General features: G+C 40.3%; 11 protein-coding genes, 3 tRNA genes and 3 pseudogenes. 5 read left to right on the top strand and 12 right to left on the bottom strand.

Annotated features, from left to right (window positions below; all coding sequences use genetic code 11):
* Window positions 1–16: 16 nt before the first annotated feature.
* From ACGF7G_RS07245 to ACGF7G_RS07275, 7 genes and pseudogenes are all read right to left on the bottom strand, one after another.
* Window positions 17–1,273, bottom strand: coding sequence for a peptidase domain-containing ABC transporter (locus ACGF7G_RS07245; RefSeq protein WP_387464458.1), 1,257 nt, complete (start codon window positions 1,271–1,273; stop codon window positions 17–19).
* Window positions 1,270–1,929, bottom strand: coding sequence for an HlyD family efflux transporter periplasmic adaptor subunit (locus tag ACGF7G_RS07250; RefSeq protein ID WP_387464460.1), 660 nt, complete (start codon window positions 1,927–1,929; stop codon window positions 1,270–1,272). Before ACGF7G_RS07250 ends, ACGF7G_RS07245 begins: the two co-directional genes overlap by 4 nt.
* A gap of 66 nt (window positions 1,930–1,995) precedes the next feature.
* Window positions 1,996–2,424: a biotin/lipoyl-binding protein gene (locus ACGF7G_RS07255; protein WP_387464462.1), complete on the bottom strand. Its 429-nt coding sequence runs from the start codon at window positions 2,422–2,424 to the stop codon at window positions 1,996–1,998.
* Between the two features lie 60 nt (window positions 2,425–2,484).
* Window positions 2,485–2,799: a hypothetical protein gene (locus ACGF7G_RS07260; RefSeq protein ID WP_387464463.1), complete on the bottom strand. Its 315-nt coding sequence runs from the start codon at window positions 2,797–2,799 to the stop codon at window positions 2,485–2,487.
* Window positions 2,800–2,833: 34 nt separating this feature from the next.
* Window positions 2,834–3,037, bottom strand: a complete 204-nt coding sequence (locus tag ACGF7G_RS07265; protein ID WP_387464465.1) for a helix-turn-helix domain-containing protein — start codon at window positions 3,035–3,037, stop codon at window positions 2,834–2,836.
* 7 nt (window positions 3,038–3,044) lie between these two features.
* Window positions 3,045–3,578, bottom strand: a complete 534-nt coding sequence (locus ACGF7G_RS07270) for a DUF2975 domain-containing protein (protein WP_387464466.1) — start codon at window positions 3,576–3,578, stop codon at window positions 3,045–3,047.
* 173 nt (window positions 3,579–3,751) lie between these two features.
* Window positions 3,752–4,052, bottom strand: a pseudogene (locus tag ACGF7G_RS07275) (IS3 family transposase); the annotation flags it as partial.
* A gap of 229 nt (window positions 4,053–4,281) precedes the next feature.
* On the opposite strand from ACGF7G_RS07275, the pseudogene ACGF7G_RS07280 reads away from it, so the two are divergent.
* Window positions 4,282–4,377: pseudogene (locus ACGF7G_RS07280) on the top strand (IS5/IS1182 family transposase); the annotation flags it as partial.
* Between the two features lie 67 nt (window positions 4,378–4,444).
* A pseudogene (locus tag ACGF7G_RS07285) lies at window positions 4,445–4,615 on the top strand (EamA family transporter); the annotation flags it as partial.
* 71 nt (window positions 4,616–4,686) lie between these two features.
* Here ACGF7G_RS07285 and ACGF7G_RS07290 read toward each other — a convergent pair.
* The 4 genes from ACGF7G_RS07290 to orn all read right to left on the bottom strand — a co-directional run bounded on the left by ACGF7G_RS07290 (window position 4,687) and on the right by orn (window position 5,760).
* Window positions 4,687–4,762, bottom strand: a tRNA-Gly gene (locus ACGF7G_RS07290).
* Between the two features lie 36 nt (window positions 4,763–4,798).
* A tRNA-Gly gene (locus ACGF7G_RS07295) sits at window positions 4,799–4,874 on the bottom strand.
* Between the two features lie 55 nt (window positions 4,875–4,929).
* Window positions 4,930–5,005 (bottom strand) — tRNA-Gly (locus ACGF7G_RS07300).
* A gap of 206 nt (window positions 5,006–5,211) precedes the next feature.
* On the bottom strand, window positions 5,212–5,760 hold the full coding sequence (orn, locus tag ACGF7G_RS07305; protein ID WP_387464468.1) for an oligoribonuclease: 549 nt from the start codon (window positions 5,758–5,760) through the stop codon (window positions 5,212–5,214).
* A 94-nt stretch (window positions 5,761–5,854) separates the two neighbouring features.
* On the opposite strand from orn, the gene rsgA reads away from it, so the two are divergent.
* From rsgA to mscM, 3 genes are all read left to right on the top strand, one after another.
* A complete protein-coding gene (gene rsgA / locus ACGF7G_RS07310) occupies window positions 5,855–6,919 on the top strand; it encodes a small ribosomal subunit biogenesis GTPase RsgA (RefSeq protein ID WP_387464470.1) in 1,065 nt (354 codons plus the stop codon).
* A 195-nt stretch (window positions 6,920–7,114) separates the two neighbouring features.
* Window positions 7,115–8,008 carry an archaetidylserine decarboxylase gene (gene asd, locus ACGF7G_RS07315; RefSeq protein ID WP_387464472.1) on the top strand — a complete coding sequence of 298 codons (894 nt, stop codon included), beginning with the start codon at window positions 7,115–7,117 and terminating at the stop codon, window positions 8,006–8,008.
* A gap of 27 nt (window positions 8,009–8,035) precedes the next feature.
* The gene (mscM, locus tag ACGF7G_RS07320) at window positions 8,036–11,371 is read left to right on the top strand and encodes a miniconductance mechanosensitive channel MscM (RefSeq protein WP_387464473.1); all 3,336 of its coding nucleotides are present in this window, start codon (window positions 8,036–8,038) and stop codon (window positions 11,369–11,371) included.
* A 79-nt stretch (window positions 11,372–11,450) separates the two neighbouring features.
* On the opposite strand, the gene ACGF7G_RS07325 is transcribed toward mscM, so the two are convergent.
* Complete coding sequence (locus tag ACGF7G_RS07325; RefSeq protein WP_387464475.1) at window positions 11,451–11,696, bottom strand: PAAR domain-containing protein; 246 nt, start codon at window positions 11,694–11,696, stop codon at window positions 11,451–11,453.
* Between the last annotated feature and the right edge of the window lie 412 nt (window positions 11,697–12,108).

A 12,108-nucleotide genomic window follows, 5' to 3' on the forward strand; every position in this document is an offset into this window, starting at 1 on the left:
AAAATTTATATTTCATTCAAATTCGAAAAACTCTATCAGCAAACTGGATTGTTGATTGCCTATGCGCAATCATAATTCGCGTTATTTGCATGTTGCCTATAGAAAGGTTTATTATATTTTCGTTTTCATCGTCTAAATGGCTTGTTGCCTCATCTAAAAATAGAATTTTTGGTTTTTTATATAAGGCACGAGCAATCATTAATCTCTGTTTCTGACCTCCAGATAAAGAATTACCTAATTCACTAATATTCGTAAAATAACCGCGTGGCAAATCTTTAATAAAGTTGTGAATGTTGCATTTTTTTGCACAGTCTATAGCAAAACCAATATCATAATTAGTATTAAAGCAGGTTATATTCTCTACGATAGAACCTGAGAGCAATTTGTCTTCTTGTAATACACAAGCAATCATGTTTCTATAATTATTCAAACCAATTTTATAAATTGAAATTCCATTAATTAAAATATCTCCTTTTGTTGGTCTAATCAGACCCGCCATTATTTTCATTAAAGTAGACTTTCCTGCCCCTGAACTACCAATGATTACTATATTTTCACCATGATCCATTTTAAACGATATGTTTTCCAATACATAATTATAACTATCATATGTATGATTGATATTTTTTACTTCAATTGTTCTGGGTATAACCTCATAATTATCATTAATATCTTCCGTTATTTCCTCCTTCTTTTGAAAGGCAATTTCACTAACGCGCTCTCCATGCAGACTCAGTATCTTAAATTGAAGAAAAACATTAACTAAATTTGAAAAACGGTCTGAAAATACACCTCGATATGAATTGAAAGCTATAAACATACCAATAGTCATTTCATGTTCTATAACCATAGAACCCGATAAAAAAAGAACTATAACTTGTTCTATTGAAACCGTTAGTGCATTTATTTCCAAAAATAGCATATTAAACTTATCAGCCCTTATATTAGCATTATTGTTATTTATTTGTAAGTTCATCCACCTATTTTTTCTAATTCTTTCAATACCTAAAGACTTTATTGTCAGTAAACTATATAAAGTTTCCATTATGTGTGAGTTATTCTGGGCGTTTGTTGTTATTTTATTACTTTCTAACGATTGATAATAATCGTAGGTTGCTATTCTTAATACAGCATATAAAAAAGAAAAACCACATACAACAAGGATTAACCATTTTCCATACACAAACATCATAACAATAAGGGTGCTTATCATTATTAGGTCTATTAGGCCACGAATAAATACCTCGGTATATGTTTCCTTAATAGAATTCAATGGCGGATTCGACTAATAAGTTCTATCATAGATTCAGTTCCCGCTATTAATACTTTATAAAAAGAAAGGGAATCGATATTCTTATAAGGCTTTAAATTATACTTAGATATTTCATCATCGGTAGCAGAAAGATTAGAGATAGATTCTATTTTTCCAACAAATTGACCGTATTGCTCATAAGGAAAAGCATCATACCGTATTATTACTTGATCATTCACTTTAATATATGGAATTACATAGTTAGGCACCCATGTTATAATATTGTGCTTTTTGATTGATGGACTAACTTGGATGAGAACATCACCTGTATTTACTTGTTCACCCTGTGATGTATTTAATGATTCAATTATGCCATTAATAGGTGATACCACTATCTGTTCATTTTTTATCTCAAGATCATTTAAGTAATTTTGCAAATCAATTATTTTTAACAAATTAGATTTTATAAATATTTCACTATCGTTTTTTTCTTCCTCTTCTTTCTCTTCTAACTCAGCCATTTTCGAAACAATATCATTCCTCTGCATAAAAATCGATTGATAGAGGCCATATTGTTGATAATAATTATAGCTCTGAATTACTGCCTGTTCTTTTGTTATTAGTCCTTTTTTAAGAAAATCCTCAAAAGATTTTTTATTATTTTCAAAGCTGGACAAGCCGTTTTGAATATCGATTTCAATTTTTGTTGTTTTACTTAATAATAGTTTGTATTGAGATACTTGTTAATTGAACGCATAAATTCTTTTTGTAGACAATTCTTCACGATTAGCTATTGATTTTTTGATAATCTCTATTTGGTTAGATACATTATTTAATTTTAGATTAACATCTCTTCCTTCCTTAGTTATAAAACTGGAATCTATAGATACTAATTTATCACCTTTATTAACAAGCGCTCCATTATGAACAAATACATTCTTTATGAAACCATAACTATTAGTTTTTATGTTTAATGATTTTGGCGTGCTAACCACTTCCCCTTCAATTTCAATCCTTTTGGCAAATGAACAAAAAAACATCAGGTAAATAATCATGAATATAACTAAAAATGACAGAATATAAATTACATTTGAATTAAAGGTGTTAACTAAATAAGCATTACCATCCCATTCAAATCTATCTGTATTAGACCTATTTATATTTTTAGTCATGCTGACCTCTACAGTTAAAGCCTGCTAGCAATGCTAGACAGGCTTTCATTACATCACATGTTATAATATATCATTTATTAAACAATGTTTAAATTTAGCTATTTCTTTTTCGTCGATATCACGTAAAGGTTTTTGCGTGTCATCAGTTATTAAAAGCTCACCGCTAGATTTAGGATTTCCTTTTGTAGCATCAATTGTAACATTTAAGTTTATAGTGTATTTTTTCCCATTTTCAGGCAGATAGTTGATACAATGTGTAATTGCTCCTTTCTTTTCATACTTAGCCTCATGGTTGTTAGATTCTGCATAAGTTAATGCAGGAATAAATAAAGTCAGAATAAGGAAAAAGTATATTTTTTTAAATAACATAGTCATATTAAACACCTTATTTTCATGTAATTGAAAGGCTTTACTCTTCATATAGAAGAATATCACCGGGTTGGCAATCTAGAACTTTACATATTTTCTCAAGCGTGTTAAATCTAATTCCTCTTGCTTTCCCATTTTTTAAAATGGACAGGTTTTGCTCAGTGATTCCAATTTTCTCAGCTAGAGCTCTTGATGTCATTTTATTTTTAGCCAGGATTATATCCAGGTTAACCACAATAGTCACTTTTCACCTATATAATCGAATCAATGTCATTTTTAATATTAAATCCACTCTTTAATATGTTAGTAAAAATAAACACAAACCCACTAAAATACAGCCCCATTACCTGCCCCCAAGATAATGAAATCATTATCAACCTATCACCCGGTGGGTTATTTAATGTAAGCAAATAAGATGTCAGCGGAACTGACAAGAAATCTATCACAACCCATGAGAAGATATAGAGAGAGATTTTTTTCAGAGACCTCACATTAGCGAGACTAAAAATTTTCATTTCAATTACGCTAGTGTAGAAAACTTTAATTTTATGCAGAATTGTTATTAACAAAATTATTGGAATTGTTGAAAGTAAAGCGCATAAAAAACCTGATTTTATCGACAAAATTTGGAATTCTGGATTGGCTCTAATTCGGTCTGCCAAAAAAAAACCTAAACCGCTTGGGTTATAACTTTTGTTAAACCAAGTGTAAACATTCAACACAGCTAGTGTCACAATGAGTAATTGTGTAATAAGAATCATTACGTTGATAAGTTTGTTGTTCATGGTTATCAGCATCTTGTTTAACGATAATTATTTATCGTAATACGATAAGTTAATTTGTCAATGTTTTTTTTGAAACGTCTTATTCATTGTAATGTAAACAATATTTTTATGGATGGACACGACTTTTGAAGTGGTCAATAAAAATTGATCACAACCTGAGAGGTTTTCCAAAATCATCGTTCTGATTCGTTGGGTGTTAGCCCATGGCTATACCAATGAGAGCGAAGTTGGCTGTAATAACTCGTGATTGAGTGGAAAGCCTCCGTAAAATTCGGATATCCCTCTTGAGGAACCCATTCACTTTTTAAGCTCCTGAAGAAGCGCTCCATTGGACTGCTATCCCAACAATTTCGCTGGCGGCTTTCCCCTTGACTCCCAAGCCATTGTAAGGGATTTCTTTGTCAGCCCAGAGTCCGGTGAGAAGGACATTGCCCAGCCGATGGGTTTACGGGCAAAAAGGTCAGCAAGCGAAGCCGCAATTTGAACAAGACGTTTTGAACGTCGCTTATCGCCTAATGGATCGGTCGAGCAGTTTGCATTCCCGCACTGGGACATGCCGATACAATCAGCGGCACGTCCAGCTATAATAGATTGTGTTTTTCTGACAAAATCAGAAACATGTATATAGTTTTCATCATCCGCATCAAACCATAAATCATAGACTTTTTTCCACGGTTCAAAAAATTCATCAGCGTCTAACCCTAAATCATTAGTTGAAAATGCTTTCCTCCATCTTAAACGCTGTGGTATAGCGACCCGTTATGCCAAAAATAGTGGCTCATTTCTTGCTCGTGTTTAGATCCGCTGTCTCGCTCTTTGGTTAGGAATTTTATGACGACACTATCTAGCATTCAACCTACATCAAGCTGTCTCTTGTCGCCATCATCTGGAGCAGGACATTTGTTGCAGGTCGCTACATTTCTGTCGAAACGCCGCCCTTACTGTCAGCAAGTCTCAGATTCATTCTTGCGGGTATAACGCTAATCATCTTCCTCATTTTGCCAAGAAAGATGTTCGTCAAGATTAATCTACATCAACTATTGAAAATCATGGGACTTAAAAGTCGCGATTGGCTAAAGACTTTAATAGATATCTATGGAAGGATAATTGGAGCGGGAAACGAGACTCGAACTCGCGACCCCGACCTTGGCAAGGTCGTGCTCTACCAACTGAGCTATTCCCGCATTACTGACTGACTAATCATAGCCTGATTGAAAACTTGGAGCGGGAAACGAGACTCGAACTCGCGACCCCAACCTTGGCAAGGTTGTGCTCTACCAACTGAGCTATTCCCGCGTCGCTGATTGGCTAACTATAACCTGAAATAACATACTGATGACAAACCGAAATTTGGAGCGGGAAACGAGACTCGAACTCGCGACCCCGACCTTGGCAAGGTCGTGCTCTACCAACTGAGCTATTCCCGCATATCTTTCAGTATGCCATACCTGACAAAATTCTTCATCGGTATGGGGAGCGCATTATACGAAAAATCGTTGCGCTCGCAAGTCCCTTCAACGCAAAAAAACAAACTTTTCGGTCAAATGGCGATTTAATAAACACCAATGCGGATTAATAATCATCACACTGAGCTTACGTTATCATAGCCAACAGAGGACAAAATAAAACTTTCTTATTCCGATTGAATAAAATGTTCCCGGTAATACGCTAATTCAGCCACTGATTCGCGGATATCATCCAATGCCTGATGCGTATTCTGCTTTTTTAATCCCGCCAAGATTTCCGGTTTCCAGCGACGGGCTAATTCTTTCAGTGTACTGACATCCAGATAACGGTAGTGAAAATAGGCCTCCAGCGCCGGCATATAACGGAACAGAAAACGCCGATCCTGACCAACACTATTACCACAAATAGGTGAAGCCCTCGCGGGAACCCATTGTTCCAGAAATTCAATCGTCGCCTTCTCTGCCGCACGATCATCTATTTTGCTTGCTTTAACACGTTCAACCAACCCACTGCCAGTATGGGTACGCACATTCCATTCATCCATCAGAGCAAGTTGCTCATCAGACTGATAAATCGCAATGACCGGCCCTTCAGCCAGAATATTCAAATTTGCATCGGTGACAATTGTCGCAATTTCAATAATGCGATCCCGCTCTGGATCTAAACCCGTCATTTCCAGATCTATCCAGATAAGATTGTGCTCACTTTTTGACATGTTATATCCTAGGTTGGAGAGATAGTTCTTATTAATGGTGTATCATAGCGCTTTTAAAAAATAGCAGCGATAAATATGGAACAAGTGAGGTTCGGTGGCTAAGAATAAATTATCCAAAGGCCAGCAACGGCGGGTACAGGCAAATCATCAGCGCAGACTGAAAAAACAGGATAATAAACCTGAAATGGATGATAGCCAGTTAGGTGAACCCCAGGAAGGGTTGGTTATCAGCCGTTTCGGCCAACATGCTGATGTAGAGGCTGCAGACGGTTCTATACAACGTTGTAATATTCGCAGAACGATCCGTTCATTAGTCACCGGTGATCGGGTGGTATGGCGTCCTTCGCTGCAAACGCAAACAGATGTTAAAGTAAATGGCATTGTTGAAGCGGTTCACGAGCGGACTTCGGTACTGACACGCCCTGACTACTATGATGGCATTAAACCTATCGCCGCCAACATTGACCAGATAGTTATTGTGTCAGCCATTCTCCCTGAGCTTTCACTCAATATTATCGATCGCTACCTTGTTGCCTGTGAAACACTGGGCATTGAACCATTGATTGTACTAAATAAAATTGATCTACTGGACGAAGAAAGCCGTGAGTGGGTCAATGAAGTCATGTCCACATACCATAATATTGGTTACAGAGTATTAAAGTTATCAAGCCATACTGGCGAAGGTATGGAAGAATTACTAAAGATGCTCGCAGGCAGAATCAGCATCTTCACCGGTCAGTCCGGAGTGGGTAAATCAAGTTTACTGAACACGCTGCTACCAGAAGATGAAAAAGAAATTCTGGTCAATCAGGTTTCAGAAGCTTCCGGTTTAGGTCAACACACCACCACGGCATCCCGCCTTTATCATTTTCCATATGGCGGTGATGTGATTGATTCTCCAGGTGTACGGGAGTTTGGCCTGTGGCATTTAACCCCAGAACAGATAACTCAGGGTTTCGTCGAATTCCGCGATTATCTGGGAAATTGTAAATTCCGTGATTGTAAACATCGGGAAGATCCAGAATGTGCATTACGGAAAGCAGTAGAAGATAGCGAAATAACCGAAGAACGTTTTGAGAATTATCACCGTATTCTCGATAGCATGGACCAAATTAAACCACGTAAGATGTTTACAGATAACGATAGCTATACCCAATAGATTTCAAGTTGCAGCGCGGCGGCAAGTGAACGCATCCCCAGGAGCATAGATAACTATGTGACTGGGGTAAGTGAACGCAGCCAACAAAGCAGCAACTTGAAAGATGAAGGGTATAACTGACATTAAATAAAAGGACGGGTACAATAGCCCCCTTTTATCTAATTTTGCCGATAAAATAACATCCAAGAGGTTGACGTGCTGGATAACATTAAAATCAGGTTGCATTATTTACTGCCTAAACAGGGAATTACGAATCTGGCGGGCTGGTTTGCAAATAAAAAGGCTGGCTGGCTGACTCAATTGGCAATCAAGGCGTTTGCCCGTGTTTATAAAGTGGATATGAATGAAGCGAAGGCACCTGAGTTTTTAGCCTATACGACATTCAACGAATTCTTTATCCGCCCATTAAAAGAAGATGTTCGCCCGGTTGTCAGCGAAGCACATCAATTAGCACTACCTGCTGATGGCATTATCAGTCAATTAGGTAATATCCGTACAGACCAGATTCTTCAGGCCAAAGGGCACCACTATACCCTTGAAGCCCTGCTAGCCGGCAATCATCAATTAGCAGATATATTCAGTGATGGACAGTTTGTAACGACTTACTTATCACCAAAAGATTATCACCGTGTACATATGCCTTGCGATGGATTACTGAAAGAGATGATCTATGTTCCAGGTGATCTATTCTCTGTCAATCCGTTAACTGCCGCCAACGTGCCAAACCTGTTCGCCCGTAACGAAAGAGTCATCTGCCTGTTTGATACTCAATTTGGGCCAATGATACAAATTCTGGTTGGTGCAACTATCGTCGGTAGTATTGAAATGGCCTGGAGTGGGACGGTTACGCCACCACGGGAAGGTATTATCAAACGCTGGGCCTACCCTGACGCGGGTACAACCGGCGCGGTCTCGTTAAAGAAAGGTGAAGAAATGGGGCGCTTCAAACTGGGTTCTACCGTTATTAACCTGTTCGCAGCAAATCAGGTGCAGTTAGCCGGGAGCTTAAGCAGTGGTTCAGCAACCCGCATGGGTGAACTATTAGCCCTGGCGATAATACCTGAAGAACCTACTGATAACATAAGCTAATCCCCCTTCCAAGGAGAGCCCTCTATCGTGCGCCTGATTATCAGCTTATTACTTAGCCTGCTCATTATTAGTCCGGTTTTTGCTACTACTCAATTTGATGAAAACCAGCTCAAACAAGAACTGAAACAAATTGAATCCAGTAAAAATCCGCAGGATGCAGAAGTTGCTCAGGCGCTCCAAGGAGCGCTCAATTGGATTGCTGATACGAAATCGGCTAACGACAGAACACAGAAATATCAGGCTACTATTGATGATTTTCCAAAAATAATCAGAGAGCTCCGTCAAAAATTACTTGCTGAAAGTGATACTCCCCGCCAAATTCCGGCTAACCAGCCAATTGCAAATCTTGAGCAGCAAATCATTCAGATCAGCAGCCGGTTACTGGACCAAGGTGGACAATTACAGCAAGAACAGGACAAAGGACGGGAAATCAGCGACTCCCTTGGATTATTACCGCAACAACAATCAGAAGCACGACGCCTTCTGACGGAAGCATCCTCTCGCCTTCAATCATTAGAAACACCTGCCACTCCGTTAGGAGAAGCCCAATTTGCTTTAGCTCAAGCCGAAGTAAACGCTCACAAAGCTACAGTTAATGAACTGGAAATAGCTCAACTTTCTGCCAATAACCGGCAAGAAATTTCCCGTATGCGAGTTGATCTGTTCAAAAAGCGTTATCAGCGACTTGATCTTGAGCTGCAAAAACTCCGCAGTCAGCTTAACGCCCAACGCCAGCAAAAAGCAGAATTAGCTCTAGAACATACAGAAATGCTGGCAGAACAAAGTGGCCAGCTACCAAAATTTCTGCTTGATGAATTACAACTGAACCGTCATTTATCTCAGGAGCTAAATCAGCAAGCACAACGAATGAATACCATCGGCTCAAAACAACGCCAGGCCGCCAGTGATATTATTCAAGTCCGGCAAGCATTGAGTACCATTCGTGAACAGGCTCAATGGCTTGGAGGCTCCACAACGCTTGGAGAAGCACTTCGAACTCAGCTTGCCCGTTTGCCCGACCTATCTAAACCTCAGCAACTTGACCGGAATATTGTCAAATTCAGGGTCGATCGGCTGAAATACGAAGATATGCTGGAACAGTTACAGAAAGAAACAAAACCAACACAGGCAAACAACGTTGCACTGACGGCCGAACAAGAGCGGATTTACGATTCCCTGATTCGTACCCGCAAAGAATTACTCAATTCATTATTATCGGGTTATGACAGTGAGATTCTTGAACTAACCAAACTGAAAGTCTCTACCAACCAGCTAAACGATGCACTAACAGAAGTAAAAGAAGCCACCCACCGTTATCTATTCTGGGTCGCGGATGTTAATCCTGTCTCGCTCGATTACCCTATTAGTGTTGTGCAGGATCTGACCCGCTTATTATCACTGGATACTTTCTCCCAGTTAAGTGGTGCTCTAATCGTCATGCTGACCACTCAGGATACACTGCTATATCTGCTTGGCGCGCTATTTCTTGTCATATTCAGCATCGGTTCTCTCCGCCACTATCACGCATTTCTTGAGCGCGCGAGTAACCGCATCGGCAAAGTAACCTATGATCATTTCTCCCTTACTTTGCGTACCGTGTTCTGGTCGGTTATTGTCGCGTTACCTTTGCCAATGCTCTGGTCCGCGATCGGCTATGGGCTGCAAAGTGCCTGGCAGTATCCAATGGCGATCGCCATTGGTTATGGAGTCAGTGCGACGACTCCCGTATTATGGATCTTTATGCTGAGTGCGACATTTGCACATCCAAATGGACTCTTCATTGCCCATTTTCGCTGGCCGGAAGAACGAGTCAAACGCGCATTGCGATTCTACCAACTCTCTATCTTTGCCATCGTGCCATTGGTGATGGCATTAATCACTTTCGAACATTACAGTGATCGAGAATTTGCCTCCACACTTGGCAGGCTCTGTTTCCTGATACTGTGCGTCTCCTTAAGCTTGATTACCAGCAGCCTGAAACGGGCAAGAGTCCCTCTCTATCTGGATAAAAATGGCTCCGGTGAAAATGTTATCAATATTGCTCTCTGGTGGATTTTACTCTCTGCGCCAATAATCGCGGCTCTGGCTTCCATATTGGGCTATTTCAGTACATCGCAGGCATTACTGGGACGTTTGGAAACTTCTGTTGCTATCTGGTTCTTCCTGCTGGTTATTTACCATATTATCCGGCGCTGGATGCTGATTCAGCGGCGCCGGATTGCCTTTGAACGAGCAAAACAGCGGCGGGCGGAAATTCTGGCCCAACGCGCCAAAGGAGAAGATGATTCAACGGGTTCAAGCAGTATCGAAGGTTCCATTGAAGTTGACGAACCCATTATTGACCTGGATGCAATCAGTGCTCAATCCCTGGGATTGGTACGCTCAATTCTAACCATGCTTGCGCTAGTTTCACTGATTTGGCTCTGGTCAGAACTTCATTCAGCTTTCTCATTCCTGGAAAATATCCGCCTGTGGGATGTCACTACAACAATAAACAATGTAGAAACGGTTCAACCCATCACAATGGGCTCAGTATTAATCGCCATACTGGTGATTATTATCACAACTCAGCTAGTACGTAACCTGCCTGCACTGCTTGAGCTGGCCTTATTGCAGCATCTGGAACTGGCCCCAGGTACCGGTTTTGCCATTACCACACTAACCAAATACACCATTACGCTGATTGGTGGCTTGGTCGGTTTCTCGCTGATTGGTATTGAATGGTCAAAACTGCAATGGCTGGTTGCCGCACTGGGGGTTGGGCTTGGTTTTGGCTTACAAGAGATCTTCGCCAACATTGTTTCTGGCCTGATGATCCTGTTTGAAAAGCCCATCCGTATCGGTGATACCGTCACTATCCGCAATCTGACCGGCAGCATCACCAAGATCAATACACGGGCAACGACGCTTTCAGATTGGGACCGGAAAGAGATTATCGTTCCTAACAAAGCCTTTATCACTGAACAGTTTATTAACTGGTCATTGTCTGACACCATCACCCGTGTCGTACTGACAATTCCTGCGCCGGCAGAAAATAACAGCGAAGAAGTCACCCAAATCCTGTTAACTGCGGCTAAACGCTGCTCGATGATCCTTGATAACCCGGCACCTGAAGTGTATCTGGTCGATCTGCAACACGGCATCCAGATATTTGAGCTACGGATCTATGCTGCTGAAATGGGGCACCGGATGCCGGTCCGCCATGAAATCCACCAGCTTATTCTGCAAGAGTTCCACAAACAGGGTATTACTCTGCCATTTCCACCCTTTCAGGCTAACATCGATGTAATTGGTCAAAACATCCGCAGTGCGACAACCAACATGTCAGGCCGAAATCCCCCTCGTCAGCCCGGGAGTTTATAAAAAGAGAATGAAGAACTGAGCATCCGTATTTGAACCAATTCGCTCTATTTCAGGCAAAGTATTACCTTTTACCGCCATCCTATGCCTGAAATAGACTTTGCGAAGCAATCAATGTCGCCCCACAAGAGGTTTTCATCCCCTCTAGGGCATACATTTGCCCATTAGAGCTGACTATACCCGGCGTCCCTTCCACGATAGTTTGATTACCACCACATTTTGGACAGGATACAGCATCCCCCACCCGGGCCGCTTTCTTCCCTAACACATCAAAACCGCCATCACCTGCCAGCACCTTGCCGCCATGCGAAGTCGAGTCTCCAACCAAAATAATGGAACGTCACATTTATTTATCCTCTCAACTATTAGTTAACTATTAATTTCAGCTTATGACATCTAACTATCATGGTGCCATAACTTAATTAAGGCAAACTTCATAAAATCAAACTATTTGAAATAACTTAAATCATTATGTTACTTAAACACCGATAAAATTCACATCAGTGACTGTTTTGAAGTGAGATTTACATATCTTTAAAATATCAATCTTGATATTTGTCGAATATAAATATAAATTCACATTAACAGTTGAATATAAAACAAACAGTCGTAAATATGAAGAATTTTGAAGACTTCTATCGGGAAGCACTTTCGCAAATAAAGCAGGATATGCATCACGCGGCGCAAGAACATCCACACCTTGCCCCATTTACCGCCGAATCGGGTGACCCAGATATTCT

It is taken from the genome of Photorhabdus sp. RM323S (genome assembly GCF_042879375.1).
Classification (GTDB): Bacteria; Pseudomonadota; Gammaproteobacteria; order Enterobacterales; family Enterobacteriaceae; genus Photorhabdus; species Photorhabdus tasmaniensis.